Here is a 17,102-nt window from a genome sequence, read left to right on the forward strand (position 1 = left end):
CTCCTTGGGTTAATCGTTAGCTGGGTACAGCAACGCTTCGTTTACCGTTTGCGTAAGTGGGTGATACCCAGGCTTCGCTTGTTGATAAACTTCGCGTGCCCATTTTAAGTTGTCCGGTGTTTTCGCTAATTCACGATACAACGGACTCACGAGCTTGTTGCGTCCAATAGTGAGCAAGTAATTACGCAAACGCTCCCGCGCTGGTTCATAATTTTTCACAATCGCCAAACGCAACCAAGCATGTGCAATTTCTGCGTTTTGACTGGTAGTAAGACCGTACTCCTTGTCTAAGCGTTCCATATTCACGCTAGAGATATCGAGCGGCAAATTATTGATGAAGTGCAACCACTCGTGCGTAGTCCATTCAGCTGTTTGTAATTGTCCACCTTTCAACCAACGTTGCATTTGTTTTTCAACTTGCGCGAATGCATCCGATTCGGGTTGCGGTGCGTCGGCAGGAAGGCCCGGTTGGTGAATCCATTCATTGATTTTATCCATGCTCACCACGTTCGGGTGCTTGGCGAGCAAGTTGCGCGCAAGATAGTCTTTAAATTGCTTAGTAGAGATGCTCTGAAACGCGAAATCAGCAAAATACTGGCGTAAAAACGCATCAAAGGTTTCACGGCCAAATTTGTCTTCCAAGTAGACCAAGAACAACTGGCCTTTCACGTAAGGCACATTGGAGAACACATCATCTGGATGGCGGGTACCGAGTTCAATATTCAATACCGTGTCTGCCGGCGCTAAACGCTCCATGTCTGCCAGCAAGTCTTGATAGCCAAGTGCCAGTTCCATTTGTGCGCGACGTTCACCGAACAAGGCTTCCATGATGCGATTTTCAACATAGCTGGTAAATCCTTCATTGATCCACAAATCGCGCCAGCTGGCGTTGGTCACTAAGTTGCCAGACCAAGAATGCGCGAGTTCGTGCGCAATCAAGTTAATCAGAGTGCGATCACCAGAAATCACCGTCGGCGTAATAAACGATAGTCGCGGATTTTCCATTCCGCCATAGGGGAAACTTGGCGGCAATACTAATAGGTCATAGCGGTCCCAGCGATAGGGGCCGTACATTTTTTCAGTCGCTGTGATCATTGCTGGCGTGTCAGCCCACTCCCACACCGCATCATCAATGATGTAAGACTCAGCAAATACCGCAACGTTATCGCTAATCGACTTCACTTCAAGGTCGCCCGCAGCAATCGCAATCAAATAAGGTGAAATCGGCTGTGGCATCGATAAATGATACTCACCGCTCCGCTCATCGCTCAGGCTGTTGTTGGCACTCATCACCGCCAACAAGCCAGGTTCAGTATGAAGCATCGCATTGTAAGTCAAACGCAGGGCCGGTGTATCTTGAATTGGAATCCAACTGCGCGAGTGAATGGGTTGCGACTGACTAAACATAAAGGGATGTTTTTTACCCGCAGTTTGCTCTGGAGTCAGCCACTGCAAACCACTTGCAGTCGGCGCGGTGGCATAATGAATACGCACTTTCTCGGCGCTATCGCCAATACTGATGGTCAACTCCTGACCGAGAGTTTCATGCGCATCGCCTAGCTGATAGGCCGTTTCTTGCCAGGCGTTATCAACCCAGAGTTCGGTTTTTTCAATGGTCAGATCGCGGGTGTCTAAATGCAACGTATCGGCATCGCCATGACGCAAGAGATCATAGGTGGCGGTGCCAACCAGTTGTTTATTGTCGAAGTCGATGGTTAGATCGAGCTCTAAATGCGGCGTCGATACCTCATTTAATTTGGCGTAGCTATGCGCATCTTCCGCCCACGCATGCTGAGTTGCAGTACTGGCAACTAAAGTGGCGGCGGTGGCCCACTGTAAGAACTGTTGCTTTATCGCCATGTCGGCTTTCCTTCTGATAAGATGTTGACATCAATTGTTATCGGAACATGTTATGCGAGTACCGCGAATTTATCATCCTTTCGACGAAAAAACTGCGTCCGCCGGCTGGCCCATCGGCCATCAACTAGAACTTAGCGATGACGCAGCAAATCATGTTGGCCGCGTGTTGCGTATGAATGCTGGACAAGCGCTGACACTGTTTAACGGTGACGGCCATGATTACGCCGCGAAGATTGTGGCGGTCAGCAAAAAGAATGTGCTGGTGGAAATCACTGCGCAAGCGTTGAATACCAGCGAGGCGCCAATCAAAATTCATCTAGGTCAGGGCGTTTCACGTGGCGATCGCATGGATTTCGTGTTGCAAAAATCGGTCGAGCTCGGAGTACACGCCATAACGCCGTTATTTACCGAACGCTGTGGGGTCAAACTCAGCGGTGACCGGTTACTGAAAAAACAACAACAATGGCAAAAAATTGTCATTGGGGCTTGCGAGCAGAGTGGCCGCAGTTATGTGCCAGTAGTGCACACTCCAGTGCCGTTACAACAGTGGCTCGGCGAGCTTCCTGCTGCACTTCGCTTGACGCTAGACCCCGAAGCGCAGGTGCCGCTACGCGAGCAACAGCTCAGCAGTGAGCACATTCAGCTGCTCATAGGTCCTGAGGGAGGCCTCACCGAGGCCGAGATTACAGCAGCAGCAACAGCTAACTTTCAAGCCGTGCGACTCGGCCCTCGCGTGCTGCGCACAGAAACAGCAGCCCTTAGTGCATTGACTGCGGTACAATACCAATTCGGCGATTTAGCCACTGCGACTGGCAAGGAGTAAGCATATGAAACTAGCAATGATTATGGACCCTATGGCAACGGTTAAAACCTATAAGGACACCAGCTTTCGCCTGTTGCTCGAAGCCCAAGCTCAGGGGTATGAATGCTTTTATCTTGAGATGCAGGACTTATCATTGCAACAAGGTAAACCCATGGCACGCGCACGACCTGTTACCGTGCGCGACCAAGCAGAAGATTTTTACACTTTTGGCGAAGTGGCTGAGCAGCCACTAGCTGAGTTTGACGTCATTATGATGCGCAAAGATCCGCCATTCGACACCGAGTACGTGTATGCCACTTACATGCTTGAGTTAGCCGAACAAGCCGGTGCGTTGGTGGTCAACAAACCGCAAAGCTTGCGCGATTGTAATGAGAAACTGTTCACTGCTTGGTTTGCTGATTTAACGCCGCCGACCATTGTCACGCGCCGCGCCGAGCAGATCCGTGCCTTTCACCAACAGCACCAAGATATTATCTTAAAGCCACTCGATGGCATGGGAGGCGCGTCGATTTTCCGCGTCCGCGAAGATGGCAATAACCTTGGTGTCATTATCGAAACGCTGACCGCGCACGGTACCCGTTACGCGATGATTCAGCGCTATTTACCGGAAATCAAAGACGGTGACAAACGCATTCTGATCATCGATGGCGAGCCAATGCCCTATTCACTCGCACGCGTACCCTCAGCAGGTGAAACTAGAGGCAATCTTGCAGCCGGTGGCAGCGGACGCCCGCAACCTCTGTCTGACAGCGACTGGGAACTAGCGCGGCGGGTCGGTCCTGAATTGAAAAAGCGTGGCTTATTGCTGGTGGGACTGGATGTCATTGGCGATCGTATCACTGAAATTAATGTAACGAGCCCCACTTGTATGCGCGAGATCGAGGCCGCATATGATATTAATATTGCCGCCAAATTATTTGAAGCGATCGCGGCGCGACTTAAGGCCTAGAGGTTTATGGAAGCATTAACGAATTTACAGAACCACTTTTTAATTGCCATGCCGAGCTTGGACGATCCGTTCTTTCAACGTTCGGTTACGTTTATTTGTGAGCACAACCAAGACGGAGCTATGGGCTTGGTGATCAACCAGCCGGTTGAAATGAACGTTGCCAGCCTACTGCAGCAATTAGAGATTGTCGTGCCCGAACATTCGTCGATGTTTAATCAGCAAGTGTTTGCTGGCGGCCCGTTAGCGCGCGACCGTGGTTTCGTATTACATGCGCCAGCTGGTGATTGGCGCAGCTCTGCCAAGTTAAGCGAAGAGCTGATGATCACCACCTCAAAAGATATTTTAGAAGCGATGGGCCGTGGCGACGCACCTGAGAAATTTTTGCTCACCCTTGGCTACGCAGGCTGGGAAGCCGGTCAGCTAGAACAGGAGTTGGCGGAGAATAGCTGGCTTACCATTCCCGCTGACCCTGACATTTTATTTAATACCCCTGTCAATGAACGCTGGCAAAAAGCCACTGAAAAACTTGGTTTTCATTCGTGGCAACTCGGACCTGAGGCCGGTCACGCATGAGCCAAGTGTTAGGCTTTGATTTTGGCACGCACAATATTGGTGTCGCGGTCGGCCAGTCGATTACCGGTACCGCCTCACCGCTCGCCGCGTTAAAAGCAAAAGACGGCCAACCGGATTGGCTGGTAGTCGAAAAGTTGATTAAGGAATGGCAGCCAAAACTGTTGGTGGTGGGCTTGCCGTTGAACATGGATGGTTCGGAGCAAGCACTGACGGATTTAGCGCGCAAATTTGCCAACCGCCTGCATGGCCGCTTTGGCTTACCTGTTGAGTTGCAAGATGAACGCCTGACCACAGTGGCGGCAAAAGAAGAGCTGTTTGCTCGCGGTGGCTTCCGCGAGCTCAGCAAAGACAAGATTGATAGCGCGGCAGCCCAGCTTATTCTTGAAGACTACCTCGCCCACCACTCGCTATAGATTTTCCTCAGCATATTGCGCTAATGAGCTACGAACCACACCATTTAAGTTCACAGTGGCGCTGCCTGGATAATCTTTGAATCTTTCTACTATATAAGTGAGTCCCGAGGTCACCGCAGTCAAATAATAACTGTCAATTTGTGCCAAGTTACCCGAACAAATAATTTTAGTGCCGGTACCACAGCGGGTGATGATGGTTTTCAGCTGTGATGCGGTTAAGTTTTGCGACTCATCGAGCAAAACAATGGCATTTTGAATCGAGCGCCCGCGCATAAAGTTCAGCGATTTAAACTGGATATTGGCCTTGTTCATTATGTAATTGAGGCTCGAATCCATGCTCTCATCGTGTTTGTGTAACACTTCGAGCGAGTCCGTAATTGCCGCCAACCAAGGTGCCATTTTTTCTTCTTCAGTGCCGGGTAAATAGCCTATAGATTCCGCAATTTCGGGTGTGTTGCGGGTCACGATAATCTTTTCGTAAATGCCCTGCTCGATGACCAGTTCTAGCGCACTTGCCAATGCCAGCAAGGTTTTACCACTACCCGCTGGCCCAGTCAGAATCACTAAGTCTATCGACGGGTCCAGCAAGGCATTCATCGCCATCGCTTGATAGATATTTTTAGGATGTATACCCCACGCGTGATAACTCATCATGCGCTCAAATCCGAGGTCATGGAGGCGCACATGCGCTCCATCGTAGCCGACGACTTTGGCAGCAAAATGTTCGGTGTCGTCAATCAAATACTGATTACGAAACACCGATGGCAACACACTGCGTTCCACTTCATGGAAAGTCTCTCGGCCCTCTTGCATGCTGGTGACTTCGCCTACGGTTTGCCAAAAATCGCCCTCTAGCTCGACAAAGCCTTTAGAGAGAAAACGAATATCATCAATCAATTGGTCGGTACGGTAGTCTTCAACAAACTTCACCCCGGCACCTTTAGCTTTGAGGCGCATGTTGATGTCTTTGGTGACCAACACCACTTTTGCTGGCGCATGCTTTTTCTGTAGTTCGATAGCAGCTTGAATAATACGGTGATCGTTCTCTGATAAGTTCAACACCGAATCCGTTTGCTTGAGCTGGTAATCGGGGAAAATCGCCAAGGTGCCCTCCGCGTGATGCGCTCCCTGCATGCGGCTCAACGGCACGCCAGCAATGATTTCTTCTGGACTGGCATCTTTTAACGCATCTTCGAGTGAGCGAATCGCAACGCGCGCTTCACGACTGACATCTTTGTGGCGATCTTTAATGTTATCGAGCTCTTCGAGCACGACCATTGGAATGATAACGTTGTGTTCTTCAAAATTGAGAAAGGCAAGGGGTTCGTGAAGTAAGATGTTGGTGTCGAGCAGGTAATATTTAGGCGTAGTTTCGGGCATGCGTAACCTCAAGCAGTAGTGAAAATTTATTTTAATAATTCTGGCTTGGTCTACAGTTTTAAGACTAGCGCAGTTTTCATGAAAATGGTGTGAACATTGAAAAAAATTTCGCTACCATGTGCGACCTTTTTTGAAGACGCATCAAACGTCCGCAGTCGTAGAGGATGATGGCATGACAATTGAATCCACCGAGATTCCTGCAGTAGGTCAACGTTGGCTTAGTGAAACCGAGTTAGAGCAAGGTCTAGGCTTAATCACCCAAGTCGAAGGTCGACTGCTGAGTGTATTTTTTCCAGCGACCGATGAGTTGCGCCAATATGCCCTTGCGCAAGCACCCTTGGCACGTTATCGCCTGCTTCCCGATGACCAAGGCCAGCACGCTGAAGGCTGGGCATTTACCGTACAACAGGTAGAAGTTCGCGGCGGTGTCTACGTGTACCACGGTGAGCGCGAAGACGACGGCAATGCAGTGGTGGTGCCAGAGGCGCAATTAGCGGCACAGGTTGCCACTCATCATCCCTTAACTCGACTAATGGCCGGCAAAGCTGACCGCCTCGACATGTATCGCTTGCGACAACGAGCGCAAGTGCACCTGAAACGCTGGCAGCAGTCGCCGGTGGCAGGCTTACTGGGGGCGCGCGCACAATTATTACCGCATCAGCTCTATATTGCTCACAGTGTCGCTGACCGTTTTCAGCCGCGGGTGTTACTGGCTGATGAGGTCGGCTTGGGCAAAACCATTGAAGCAGGCCTGATTTTGCAACGCCGGCTGTTAACCGGTCGCGCGCAACGCGTATTAATTGCCGTGCCAGACGCGCTATGCCACCAATGGTTGGTCGAGCTCCGCCGCCGCTTTGCCCTCGCCTTTAGTCTGTTTGACAGCGAGCGCTGCGCTGAGGCACAAATCGATAGTGACAATGTGTTCGAAACCGAGCAACTGGTGGTGATCCCACAAAGCTTGTTAGACGAGGCGAATTGGTTTGCGCAACTATTGGTAGCGGAATTCGATACGCTTATCGTTGATGAGGCGCATCGCATTGCGCCGGCCACGCAACGCTTTTCGCAGCTCCAGCAATTATGCGAAGCCATCGCTAGCGTATTGCTGCTGACAGCCACGCCAGAACAAGCTGGCCTAGATGGCCATTTCGCCCGGCTGCAATTACTCGACCCTGACCGCTTTCATTCCTTTGCTGAGTTTCAGCAAGAGCAGCAGGACTACCAGCAGCTCACCAAGCTTGCCACAGTGCTGGCCCGCGAAGGTGCGCACAAATTGCTCGACCGCTTGCTCGATCATTATGGCACTGGCCGGTTGATGTTTCGCAACAGTCGGAGTCACATTGGCGGCTTCCCAGAGCGAATTTGTTTACCAGTTGAACTCCAGAGCAGCGATGATTTCGCCGCAAAAGCGCAATGGTTACAGCAATTACTGCGTGAGCATAAACAAGATAAATTCGTGCTCATTTGTCGCTCGTCGCTGACGGTGCAAGAACTCTACGATTATTTACGCGTGCAACATGGTATTCATGCTGCTGTGTTTCACGAGGGCATGACCTTGCTCGAACGTGATCGCGCGGCCGAATATTTTGCTAGCCCCGAAGATGGTTGTCCGATTTTGCTCTGCTCAGAAATTGGTAGCGAGGGGCGAAACTTTCAGTTTACCCATCAGTTAGTGCTATTTGATTTGCCTGATCACCCCGAACTCCTCGAGCAACGGATCGGACGCTTAGATCGCCTTGGTCAACGTCACGCAGTGCAAATCCATGTGCCTTACACTATCGATAGCCGCGATGCCTATCTTTTTGAGTGGTATAGCGCGATGCAAGCGTTTTCCGCTCCGAATCCTGTCGGCGCCATGCTGTACGATGAATTTCATCAGCAGCTGCAGCCCTTTTTAACCGGTGATTATCACGATGAGCTCGGCTTTGCTGAGTTGGTTGCAGCAACCGAAGAACGGGCGCAGCAATTACGTGCACGAATCGAACAGGGCCGCGACCGTTTACAGGAGCTCAACGCCTTTCGCCCGCAAGCGGCGCAAGCAGTCATTACTGCCATTCAGAGCGCTGCACAAACCGACGAATTGCAAGACTTTATGCTTGAGTTTTGGGCGCGCTTTGGCGTCGACTACGACGAATTGAACGCGCATAGCGGTTGGTTGCGCCCGACCGAGCAAATGCGTATTCAATTGCCCGGATTAGCTGAGGATGGCATTACCGTTACCTTCTCGCGCGACTACGCACTGGATCACGAGCAGGTCGAGTTCTTATCGTGGGACCACCCGCAAGTGCAACATGCGCTAGAAGTATTGAGTCAAGATAGTTTCGGTAGTACCAGCGTGGCCTTAATGCAAAACAAAGGGCTCGCCGCTGGCACCTGGTTTGTCGAGTTGACCTTTAGTAGCCAACTGGTGACCAGCAGTGACTTGGTTGCCCATGAGTTCTATCCACACCACGCCATGCGCGTACTGCTTGATAGCCAAGGGCGTGAGCTCACCGCACGCGTGAATGCCAGCGCTTTTGACAAGCAGTTACAGTTTATTGATAAAAAACAAGCGCGAGCACTTTTGCAGCAGTTGCGACCGCAAATTCAACAACTGATTACGCAGGCGTGGCAACCAGCGCAACAGCAACAACAGCAGTTGCTGGCGCAAGCACAAGCAAAGATCAGTGCTGAATTGGGTCAGCAGTTGCAACGCTTACATGAGCTAAAGCAGCGCAATCCTGCAGTGCGCGAAAGCGAAATTGAAGCTTTGCAAGTACGCCAACAACGCTTGCTAAGCGCACTAGAACAGCCGCAGCTGCAGCTTGATAGTGCGCGTATCATTGTGAATATGCCGCAATGACCTTACGCGACTACCGCCCGCCCACCGAGCCCTACTTGCGCATCGTCTATCGCGACGAGGCTTTAGTAGTGGTAGATAAGCCTTCGGGGTTGTTGAGTGTGCCGGGGAAAGACCCCGCCCATCGCGATTCGGTATGGGCGCGGGTGACCCGAGTACTACCCACAGCGCGGATTGTGCATCGTTTAGATATGGCTACCTCGGGGCTGATTGTGTTGGCACTCAGTAAAACTGCACAAGCACATTTACAGCGCCAATTTGAACACCGTATTGTGCGCAAATACTATCGCGCACGAGTTGCTGGACAATTGCCAGCACAGCGCGGCAGCATTGAACTAGCGATGCGCTGCGACTGGCCGAACCGACCACGCCAAATGGTAGATTTAATTGCTGGGCGCGCCGCGCAAACGCGCTATGAAGTGGTGAACACAACAGCGGCTAACAGCGAGGTACTACTGTATCCGGTGACGGGACGTTCGCATCAGCTACGGGTGCACATGCAAATGCTCGGCACGCCCATTTTAGGCGATAAATTTTATGCCGATGCCGCCGCATATGCAGCGGCACCGCGATTGTTACTGCATGCTGAAGAAATTGGCTTTTTACATCCGCTGACCCAACAGCCGATTAACTTCCATTGCCCTGCTGACTTTTGATCAACTCATAAGCTGCTTGAATTTCCTGCGCTTTCTGTTGCGCTGATTCACGCATTTCGGGTGGCAAACCTTGCGCAGCAAGTTTGTCTGGGTGATGTTTTGCCATCAATTTGCGATACGCTTTTTTGACTTCTGCGGCGCTCGCCTGGCGACTCACACCCAAGACCGCATAAGCGTCGTCCAGTTGGTTAGCAGCATTGGCTTGTTGCCCTGCACGACTGCCACCGCCGCGAAAGCGTTGACCGGCCTGCGCCATTTGTAACCAGAGATCGAGTTGCTCACGACGAAATCCGAGCGCTTGGGTAATGCGCAACAGGACGTCATACTCGGCCTGCTCCAGCTTGCCATCGTGCAACGCCAACACCAGCACTTGTTCCACAAAAAACTGCAGAATATCGCGACGCCAAGCGACCTGACGCCGAAACGCTGAGACCTTAGCAACTAGTGGATAATCGGCTTCTTTACCCTCGCGAAAGGCTGCTTGCGCGCGCTCTCTAGCGCTTTCATCAAGACGTAAATGCTGCATCAACGCGCTGACATAGTTGATGTCCTGCTCGGTGACACGCCCTTTAGATTTCGCCAAGTGACCGAGCACCGCAAATAAAGTATCGGTGAATAGTTGCTGATTGAGCACACCACCGCTTTGCATGGATTGCGCCAAGGCTTTGTCAAACCAATGTCCGATCAGCACCCCAAGAAATACGCCGGGTAGACGCAACAACAGGTAACCAAAAAAGCCACCAAGCACTTTTCCCCAAATCATGAGGGCTCCTTTATTTCATTTTTTGAGCAGCTAAAGCCGGTTGAATACGTTCAACCAACAAGCTTCTAAAATCGTCGAACTCCGGGTAGATCGCAGCAACATCGTGGAGATAGCCTAAATTTCGCGGAATGTCCTGCAAGTATCCAGGATTACCATCACGCTCACAACGACGCGCAAATAGGCCACTGACATAACAGTGCCGTTGTAATCCCATTAAATCGAACCAGCGCCGCCAAGTGTCGGCTTCGACCTGCAAATCGCTACGTTGCTCACGTAAAAATGCAAAGCAGTCTCGCGCCAGTTGATCGACTTGGGTTTGCGGCCAGCGCACATAGCAATCGCGCAATAAACTCACCACATCATAAGTAATGGGGCCGACTGCGGCATGATGAAAGCCCGTATAGGCAAATTCATTAGCGCCTTGCACCAGAATATTGCGCGCATGAAATTTGCGATGTAAGCCCACTTGCGGCTGAGCTTCGGCATTATCCACTAAAGTCTGGCAAAATTTTTGCCAGACTTTGATTTCGGTGGTACTCAACTGCACACCAAGATGCGCTTCTAACAGCCAGTCATGCATTAGCGCCAATTCTGCACGCAGCGCTTCGCCGTCAAAGCGTGGCAAACGTCCTTGCGCGGTGGCATTCACTTGCATCAACTTGGCAAGGTCTGGAAATACGCGCGGATACCAGTCGGTAAGGTTTGCCTCACTAAGTTGGCTCAAAAACAAACTTGAGCCTAAATCTGAAATCAATAAGAATCCACGAGTTTGATTCACCGCCACTAGCTCAGGTACAGGAATACCTTGTTCTGCGTACGCATCAGCAACCGCTAGATAGTCGGCAATCGTTGTTGCATCATTCATGGTGTCAATCGCAATAAGGCTGCGCAAGCCGTCGTGCACTCGGTAGTAACGCCAAGGTCGAGCATCACCAAAAACAGGCTGCAAATCCTGCTGCGTTTGCCCCGTGACGGACTCGCACCAAGCTTGTAATTGCAGTTCTCGTTTATTTTCCACGCTTATTCCTCGCTCACAAATGGCAGGCAACGTAAATTTGCTTTATCATACCTGCCATACGAATAAGGACAAAGTTGAGTCAACACCCACATGCAGCATTTGACGCGAGGCGTTTGCTGGGGCATCGCCCTATTTTATCTAGCAAGCCCGTCGACCTCGGCACAAACGACTGAAAATGCCCAGTACTTAGCGCAGTGTCCTGTGCGCGCGCCTTTATTTCAAGTACAAGATCTGCAACCGATCGGTAATTTACCTGCCGGCGCTATTGGCGTGCGTGCTGATCAAGCCGATATTGACTCAGAAACGTCAATCGCATCATTCCTTGGCGATGTGCAAGTGCAATTCAATGAACAATTCTTGATGACCGCCCAAGCAACTGTCAACCAAGCCAGCGGAAATATCAATGCCAGTGGAGCCACCCAATTCACTGATGGTTATGTGCAAGTTAAAAGCGAAAACTTTCGGCTCAATTCTGCTGAAAATCGCGCCTACCTTGCCGGTGCCTCCTATCAACTGATTGAGAGCGGTGCGCATGGCCGTGCCGATATTTTGTCGATTTCAGAACAGCAAGTTTTACTCGCCGGCTCGACCTTTACCACCTGTCCAACCGAAGACCCCGCATGGCAATTGAGTGCCAGCGAGATCAGTATCAGCGAGAATGAAGCTTGGGGCGAAGCTTGGAATGCCAAGTTTGAGTTATTTGGGGTACCGGTTTTGTATGTGCCTTACATCAACTTCCCCATCACCGATGAGCGGAAAACTGGCTTTTTATTTCCTACAGTGCGGTCTTCTTCGAAAAACGGCTTTGAATTCGAGCTCCCCTATTACATCAACATTGCCCCGAATCAGGATGCCACCATTACTCCGCGCTACATGGCCGAGCGAGGTCTGCAGTTGAAAGGTGAATACCGCGTCTTAAGCGAGGGCGGTTTTGGTCAGGCAAATATTGCTTATCTTGATAACGATAATAGTTGGGAAACCGATGACTCACGTTTCTTGTGGCGCTTGGAACATCAACAAAATTGGAATCAACAATGGCGTTCCTACGTCAATATTCTTGATATCAGTGATGACGACTACTTGAACGACTTCGGCAGTGATTTTGCTGGGCGCGCCGATGCGCAGCTCTATCGCCATGCCCGCGTCGACTACCTGACCGATGACTGGCAGGTGATGTTGCGAGCCGAAGACTTCGAGTTATTAGGTGACTTTCGCTCGCCCTATCGCACGATGCCGCAAATCACCAGCTATGCACAATGGCAAACCATGCATGAGGTGGACTTCGCGCTTGCTACTGAACTCACCCATTTTCGTAATCAAGATATTAGCGATGATTATGCAACGCGGTTTTACGTAGAACCGAAAATGACGGTGCAAATCGAGGAGCCCGCATACGACTGGCTGACCGAAGTAAGTTACAGCTACACCTATTACGACCAATCGTCACAGCTCAGTGAGTTAGCGGATAACCCAAGTCGCGGTTTGCCGCAGTTTCGTACTCGCGCACGACTCAATCTAGAACGCAACTTTGCTTGGCAAAACAGCGATTATCGCCAAGTTCTGCAACCACAAATCCAGTACCTGTACGTGCCTTATCGTGACCAATCCGACATCGGCATTTACGATTCCACTTTGATGCAAGATGACTACCAAGGCTTGTTCCGCGCACGCCGCTTCTCTGGCCTTGATCGGATAGCCGATGCTAACCAAGTCACCATTGGCGCATCGACTAGCATCTACAACGACAGCGCGCGCGAATTATTGCGTTTTAGTGCAGGCCAGATTTACTACTTCGATGACAGTCGTGTGAGTCTATTCGATGATTCAGCGCAAGTCTCCGATGATCGTTCTGACTTGGCGTTCGAAGGCCGTTTTCGCTTCGATGAAAATTGGTTTGTGAATGCTGCCTTGCAATACGATATGGAGCAAAACAATACCCGTAAGAGCCAAACCGCGGTGGAGTATCGCATTGATGAGCGTAACTTGATTCAATTCAGTCATCGCCAAGTGACAAATATTCTTGATGACGATATCGAACAATTAGGCATGCAAGCGGTCTATGAAGTGAATCAGCAATGGCAGGTTGCCAGTAACTGGTATTACGATTTACAACAGAAGCGTACCAACGACGCGCTTCTTGCGTTACAGTACAGCGATTGTTGCTGGGCAATTCGGGTCAGTGCGTATCGTCGCATTAACCGTAATCTAGAGTTCCAAGCATTTGACCCCATGCTCGGGCAGCCAGAATTCGACAATGGGGTAAGCGTACAATTTATCATTAAAGGACTGGGCTCTGATAACGGCAACTTGTTCGAACTGATCGAACAAAGTTTGTTTGGTTATCGTCACCCGTTCTATTTAAGCAACTAGGTAGTTTTCATGAAACAGATGTTGAAGTTAGTGAGCATCGCTTGGCTAGCATTTGCCAGCGTAACCGTCGCCGCTCAGGGTAATGACGTTCTCGATCGTGTCGCGGTAGTCGTCAACGACGGGGTTATTTTACAGAGTGAAGTCGATGCTATGGTGCAACAAATTAAAGTTAACGCCCAGCAGCAAGACATCAATTTGCCCGCCGATGATGTATTGCGCGTGCAAGCTATAGACCGCTTAGTGTTGCAAGAATTGCAATTACAGGTAGCTCGCCGCGCAGGAGTTGAAGTTACCGATGCACAGTTAGAGCAAACCCTCGTTGGTATTGCGCAAGATGCAGGCATTAACGTTGACGAGTTACGTGAGGAAATTACCCGCTCAGGACTTACTTGGCAAAATTACCGCGAGTCGATTCGCCGCGAGATGACGATTGGGGAAATCCAACGCGCTGCAGTTCGCGACCGGGTTTATATTTCGCCGCAAGAAATTAGCAACCTTTCAGAAATGCTCGACCAAATGAGTGATGCTGAGGTGGAATATCGCTTGAGCCATATTCTGATCGGTATTCGCGACGGTAGTAGTGGTGATGAAGTGCAAGATGCGCGTGAGCGTGCCGAGAAACTTATCGAACGCCTCAACAATGGCGCTGACTTCGTCGAAATGGCGATTTCTGCCTCGTCCGGTTCACGTGCTCTTGAAGGGGGGGACCTCGGCTGGATGAGCGTGAACGCCATGCCTACTTTGTTTGCCGAAGCAGTGCGCGATAAACGCAAAGGGGACCTGATTGGTCCGATTAAAAGCGGCGTTGGTTTCCACATTTTGAAAATCGCTGATACCCGTGGACTAGAGACCGTCGAAGTTGAAGAAGTGAAAGCGCGCCACATTTTGTTACGAACCTCGGTCATCTTGTCAGATAACCGCGCTAAGGAGCAACTGGCAGAAATCCGTGAACAGATTATCAACGGCGAAGCGAGTTTCGAAGATATGGCTCGGGAATTCTCTGATGACCCCGGCTCAGCAAGCCAAGGCGGTGATTTAGGCTGGTCAGAAACAAACATCTATGACCCAGCATTTAAACGCGTACTTGATAATAGCGAAGTGGGTGCGATTAGCGAGCCATTCAAATCACAATTTGGTTGGCATATTGCCGAAGTAACCGATCGCCGCATTCAAGATGCAACCGAGCGTAGTAAGCAGAATCGTGCCTATCAATTGCTTTATCGCCGCAAGTACCAAGAAGAATTGGAAAACTGGCAACAAGAGATCCGCGATCAAGCCTACATTGAACAGGTTGTGCAATGAGTCTACCCCGTATCGCCTATAGTTCGGGCGAGCCGGCTGGCATTGGCCCCGATCTTGCGGTGCTGTTAGCACAACAAGCATGGCCATGCGAATTGGTGGTATTGGGCAATCGACAACTCATTCAAGACCGAGCTCAACAGCTCGGTCTTGCTGTTTCAATACAAGCTTACGATGCCACGCGTGCGCCGCAACAATGGCCCGCCGGCACCCTAGTGCTCGCTGAACATGCGTTAGCAGAGCCCTGTGTGACAGGACAACTGAACGCAGCAAATAGCCCCTATGTACTCGACTTGCTGCGGCATGCTGGCAATGGTTGTCTGAGCGGTGAGTTCGACGCAGTCATGACTGGACCAGTACACAAAGGTGTAATCAACGACGCCGGCATTCCATTTAGTGGTCATACTGAGTTTTTTGCCGAATTAAGCCATACCAAGCAAGTTGTCATGATGCTTGCCACTGAAGGGCTTAGAGTTGCGTTAGTGACCACCCACCTACCTTTGCTAGCGGTGCCAAAGGCAATTACCAAAGCATTGGTCAAAAGCGTCTGTTACATATTGGCTGACGATTTATCCCACAAGTTTGGCATTGTCGCGCCACGGATTTTAATCTGCGGATTAAACCCACATGCTGGCGAAAATGGTCACTTGGGGCGCGAAGAAATTGACCATATTATTCCTGCAATTGATGAGTTACAGGCAGAGGGGATGGACGTCAGTGGTCCATGGCCGGCTGACACCCTGTTCCAACCTCATTATTTGGAGCAGGCCGACGCGGTCCTTGCCATGTATCACGATCAAGGCCTACCCGTGCTAAAATATCGTGGTTTCGGGCAAGCGGTGAATATCACCTTGGGCTTGCCTTTTATTCGGACTTCGGTCGATCACGGAACTGCCCTTGATCGCGCGGGAACTGGAAAGATTGACAGCGGCAGCGCCAATTATGCGCTGCAAACCGCTTTAACTATGGTAACCAACACGCATGAGTAAAACCCATCTCGGCCATCGCGCGCGTAAGCGTTTTGGCCAGAACTTCCTGCACGACAGCTTCGTGATAGAGAGCATTGTGGACGCTATCAACCCACAAGAAGGTGAAGCTTTGGTCGAAATCGGTCCAGGCCTCGCTGCACTCACTGAGCCCGTCTGTGAACGAGTGAGCCACCTCACTGTGGTCGAGCTCGACCGCGACCTTGCCGAACGACTCGAGCAGCATCCGTTTTTACAGCAAAAACTGACTGTTTATCGTGGTGATGCGTTAAAAACTGATTTTCATCAGTTTGCGCCTGAAGGCGAGCGTTTGCGAGTGTTTGGTAACCTTCCGTACAACATCTCGACGCCTATTATTTTTCACTTACTCGAACATTTAGATGTGATTGGCGATATGCACTTTATGTTGCAAAAGGAGGTGGTGGATCGGCTTGCCGCAGAGCCGAGCACGAAAACCTATGGTCGCTTGACCGTATCGGTGCAGCAGGCCTGTGCAGTAGAGCCAGTATTGAATGTTCCGCCCGGTGCATTTACCCCACCACCAAAAGTGGAGTCTGCGGTGGTAAGATTAACGCCGTACCAGCAACCACCACATCCGGTACAGTGCCGCAAAACCTTACAAAAGCTCTGTTTAGTGGCTTTTAATCAGCGTCGCAAGACCATTCGCAATAACCTGAAAGAAATCATCAGTAGCGAGCAGCTTGAAGCTTTGGGTATCGACCCGAGCGCACGACCTGAAACCCTTACAGTTGCAGACTATTGTCGTCTCGCCAACTGGTATTATGAACAGCAAGGAACGGTATGAGTACGATTCGAATTGAAGTCAAAACCCATTATTTGGCAGCTCAATCAGCACCTGACAATGGTCAATATGTATTCGCGTATACCATTACTATTCACAACGATGGCGATGCCGAAGTTCAGTTACTGAACCGCGCGTGGAAAATCACCGATGCCGATCACAAAATAACGCGCGTCGCAGGTGACGGCGTGGTCGGTGAGCAGCCGAAAATAGCAGCTGGTGAATCCTATAGTTACACCAGTGGTACCGTGCTGGCAACACCGATTGGCAGCATGGAAGGTCACTACGGAATGGTCGATGTGAACGGCACTAAATTCACTGTCGAGATCCCGTCATTTCGCCTCGCTGTACCCAACATCCTGCATTAATTGCGT

Annotated in this window: 15 protein-coding genes; 11 read left to right on the top strand and 4 right to left on the bottom strand. The window is 50.6% G+C overall.

Annotation, left to right across the window (positions count from 1 at the left end; genetic code table 11):
* Positions 1–9 precede the first annotated feature (9 nt).
* The gene (locus IDAT_RS09190; protein WP_051986679.1) at positions 10–1,860 is read right to left on the bottom strand and encodes a M1 family metallopeptidase; all 1,851 of its coding nucleotides are present in this window, start codon (positions 1,858–1,860) and stop codon (positions 10–12) included.
* Between the two features lie 52 nt (positions 1,861–1,912).
* Here IDAT_RS09190 and IDAT_RS09195 point away from each other — a divergent pair, with 52 nt between their 5' ends.
* From IDAT_RS09195 to ruvX, 4 genes are read left to right on the top strand one after another with little or no spacing between them, the layout of a single operon-like run.
* A complete protein-coding gene (locus IDAT_RS09195; protein WP_034733034.1) occupies positions 1,913–2,683 on the top strand; it encodes a 16S rRNA (uracil(1498)-N(3))-methyltransferase in 771 nt (256 codons plus the stop codon).
* 4 nt (positions 2,684–2,687) lie between these two features.
* Complete coding sequence (gene gshB, locus IDAT_RS09200) at positions 2,688–3,632, top strand: glutathione synthase (protein WP_034733035.1); 945 nt, start codon at positions 2,688–2,690, stop codon at positions 3,630–3,632.
* Positions 3,633–3,638: 6 nt separating this feature from the next.
* On the top strand, positions 3,639–4,205 hold the full coding sequence (locus IDAT_RS09205) for a YqgE/AlgH family protein (RefSeq protein WP_034733037.1): 567 nt from the start codon (positions 3,639–3,641) through the stop codon (positions 4,203–4,205).
* The gene (gene ruvX / locus IDAT_RS09210; RefSeq protein ID WP_034733039.1) at positions 4,202–4,618 is read left to right on the top strand and encodes a Holliday junction resolvase RuvX; all 417 of its coding nucleotides are present in this window, start codon (positions 4,202–4,204) and stop codon (positions 4,616–4,618) included. Before IDAT_RS09205 ends, ruvX begins: the two co-directional genes overlap by 4 nt.
* On the opposite strand, the gene IDAT_RS09215 is transcribed toward ruvX, so the two are convergent.
* Positions 4,613–5,998 carry a PhoH family protein gene (locus tag IDAT_RS09215; RefSeq protein ID WP_034733040.1) on the bottom strand — a complete coding sequence of 462 codons (1,386 nt, stop codon included), beginning with the start codon at positions 5,996–5,998 and terminating at the stop codon, positions 4,613–4,615. The genes ruvX and IDAT_RS09215 overlap by 6 nt on opposite strands.
* 172 nt (positions 5,999–6,170) lie before the next feature.
* Here IDAT_RS09215 and IDAT_RS09220 point away from each other — a divergent pair, with 172 nt between their 5' ends.
* Together IDAT_RS09220 and IDAT_RS09225 are read left to right on the top strand one after the other, a co-directional pair.
* A complete protein-coding gene (locus IDAT_RS09220; RefSeq protein WP_034733042.1) occupies positions 6,171–8,837 on the top strand; it encodes an SNF2-related protein in 2,667 nt (888 codons plus the stop codon).
* The gene (locus tag IDAT_RS09225) at positions 8,834–9,490 is read left to right on the top strand and encodes a pseudouridine synthase (RefSeq protein ID WP_034733044.1); all 657 of its coding nucleotides are present in this window, start codon (positions 8,834–8,836) and stop codon (positions 9,488–9,490) included. The genes IDAT_RS09220 and IDAT_RS09225 overlap by 4 nt, the downstream gene beginning before the upstream one ends.
* On the opposite strand, the gene djlA is transcribed toward IDAT_RS09225, so the two are convergent.
* Together djlA and IDAT_RS09235 are read right to left on the bottom strand one after the other, a co-directional pair.
* Entirely contained in the window at positions 9,462–10,253 is a 792-nt protein-coding gene (gene djlA, locus IDAT_RS09230) for a co-chaperone DjlA (protein ID WP_034733046.1), read from the bottom strand. The two genes, IDAT_RS09225 and djlA, sit on opposite strands and share 29 nt — an antisense overlap.
* Positions 10,254–10,263: 10 nt before the next feature.
* The gene (locus tag IDAT_RS09235) at positions 10,264–11,271 is read right to left on the bottom strand and encodes an aminoglycoside phosphotransferase family protein (RefSeq protein WP_034733048.1); all 1,008 of its coding nucleotides are present in this window, start codon (positions 11,269–11,271) and stop codon (positions 10,264–10,266) included.
* Positions 11,272–11,361: 90 nt separating this feature from the next.
* Between IDAT_RS09235 and IDAT_RS09240 the strand changes: the two genes are divergently transcribed.
* Genes IDAT_RS09240 through apaG form a run of 5 tightly spaced genes read left to right on the top strand, consistent with a single transcriptional unit; the run spans position 11,362 to position 17,096 of the window.
* Entirely contained in the window at positions 11,362–13,641 is a 2,280-nt protein-coding gene (locus IDAT_RS09240; protein WP_051986680.1) for an LPS-assembly protein LptD, read from the top strand.
* 9 nt (positions 13,642–13,650) lie between these two features.
* Positions 13,651–14,943 (top strand): peptidylprolyl isomerase SurA, encoded by a 1,293-nt coding sequence (gene surA, locus IDAT_RS09245; RefSeq protein WP_034733049.1) that lies wholly within the window; start codon positions 13,651–13,653, stop codon positions 14,941–14,943.
* Positions 14,940–15,929, top strand: a complete 990-nt coding sequence (pdxA, locus tag IDAT_RS09250) for a 4-hydroxythreonine-4-phosphate dehydrogenase PdxA (RefSeq protein ID WP_034733051.1) — start codon at positions 14,940–14,942, stop codon at positions 15,927–15,929. The genes surA and pdxA overlap by 4 nt, the downstream gene beginning before the upstream one ends.
* Complete coding sequence (rsmA, locus tag IDAT_RS09255; RefSeq protein ID WP_034733052.1) at positions 15,922–16,731, top strand: 16S rRNA (adenine(1518)-N(6)/adenine(1519)-N(6))-dimethyltransferase RsmA; 810 nt, start codon at positions 15,922–15,924, stop codon at positions 16,729–16,731. The genes pdxA and rsmA overlap by 8 nt, the downstream gene beginning before the upstream one ends.
* A complete protein-coding gene (gene apaG / locus IDAT_RS09260; RefSeq protein ID WP_034733054.1) occupies positions 16,728–17,096 on the top strand; it encodes a Co2+/Mg2+ efflux protein ApaG in 369 nt (122 codons plus the stop codon). Before rsmA ends, apaG begins: the two co-directional genes overlap by 4 nt.
* The last annotated feature ends 6 nt before the right edge of the window (positions 17,097–17,102 follow it).

This window comes from Pseudidiomarina atlantica (assembly GCF_000753735.1).
GTDB classification, from domain to species: Bacteria; Pseudomonadota; Gammaproteobacteria; order Enterobacterales; family Alteromonadaceae; genus Pseudidiomarina; species Pseudidiomarina atlantica.

Excerpts from the sequence above, each read along its gene's own strand:
- IDAT_RS09190 (WP_051986679.1), bottom strand. The coding sequence starts at position 1,860 with ATGGCGATAAAGCAACAGTTCTTACAGTGGGCCACCGCCGCCACTTTA.
- IDAT_RS09195 (WP_034733034.1), top strand. The coding sequence starts at position 1,913 with ATGCGAGTACCGCGAATTTATCATCCTTTCGACGAAAAAACTGCGTCC.
- gshB (WP_034733035.1), top strand. The coding sequence starts at position 2,688 with ATGAAACTAGCAATGATTATGGACCCTATGGCAACGGTTAAAACCTAT.
- IDAT_RS09205 (WP_034733037.1), top strand. The coding sequence starts at position 3,639 with ATGGAAGCATTAACGAATTTACAGAACCACTTTTTAATTGCCATGCCG.
- ruvX (WP_034733039.1), top strand. The coding sequence starts at position 4,202 with ATGAGCCAAGTGTTAGGCTTTGATTTTGGCACGCACAATATTGGTGTC.
- IDAT_RS09215 (WP_034733040.1), bottom strand. The coding sequence starts at position 5,998 with ATGCCCGAAACTACGCCTAAATATTACCTGCTCGACACCAACATCTTA.
- IDAT_RS09220 (WP_034733042.1), top strand. The coding sequence starts at position 6,171 with ATGACAATTGAATCCACCGAGATTCCTGCAGTAGGTCAACGTTGGCTT.
- IDAT_RS09225 (WP_034733044.1), top strand. The coding sequence starts at position 8,834 with ATGACCTTACGCGACTACCGCCCGCCCACCGAGCCCTACTTGCGCATC.
- djlA (WP_034733046.1), bottom strand. The coding sequence starts at position 10,253 with ATGATTTGGGGAAAAGTGCTTGGTGGCTTTTTTGGTTACCTGTTGTTG.
- IDAT_RS09240 (WP_051986680.1), top strand. The coding sequence starts at position 11,362 with ATGCAGCATTTGACGCGAGGCGTTTGCTGGGGCATCGCCCTATTTTAT.
- surA (WP_034733049.1), top strand. The coding sequence starts at position 13,651 with ATGAAACAGATGTTGAAGTTAGTGAGCATCGCTTGGCTAGCATTTGCC.
- pdxA (WP_034733051.1), top strand. The coding sequence starts at position 14,940 with ATGAGTCTACCCCGTATCGCCTATAGTTCGGGCGAGCCGGCTGGCATT.
- rsmA (WP_034733052.1), top strand. The coding sequence starts at position 15,922 with ATGAGTAAAACCCATCTCGGCCATCGCGCGCGTAAGCGTTTTGGCCAG.
- apaG (WP_034733054.1), top strand. The coding sequence starts at position 16,728 with ATGAGTACGATTCGAATTGAAGTCAAAACCCATTATTTGGCAGCTCAA.